The sequence below is a fragment of the Bacillus sp. SIMBA_031 genome, assembly GCF_046535225.1.
In the GTDB taxonomy this organism is placed as follows: domain Bacteria; phylum Bacillota; class Bacilli; order Bacillales; family Bacillaceae; genus Bacillus; species Bacillus velezensis.
In genome coordinates, this window is sequence record NZ_JAWRXC010000154.1 from 1 (window position 1) to 278 (window position 278).

Annotated in this window: 1 protein-coding gene; it reads right to left on the reverse strand. The window is 54.7% G+C overall.

The features are described from left to right. A partial coding sequence (locus tag SB724_RS19865) for a hypothetical protein (RefSeq protein WP_410572529.1) occupies nt 1-278 on the reverse strand: 278 nt, incomplete at both ends.

A 278-nucleotide genomic window follows, 5' to 3' on the forward strand; every position in this document is an offset into this window, starting at 1 on the left:
CTTTGTTCAGCTCAACGCCGTGTAGGAATACATCTCGGATGAGCGCGATCAACTCGTCGGAGTTTGTCGCCAGGGTTCCTTCACGTTCGTCGACCCTGTCTTGCATCAGCCGCTCGTAGCGGAACACGTCGAAATCATGTACGCCATGAAGAAAGCACAGCTTGCCCACTTCAGTAAGTGCAAGCCGCACGTCGTCAAGTCCGGATGCACCTCGTTCAATGTTTTCCAGACGCTCAAGTGCCTCAATGCGCGCCTGCTCCGCTGGTCCTTCTTCAAGT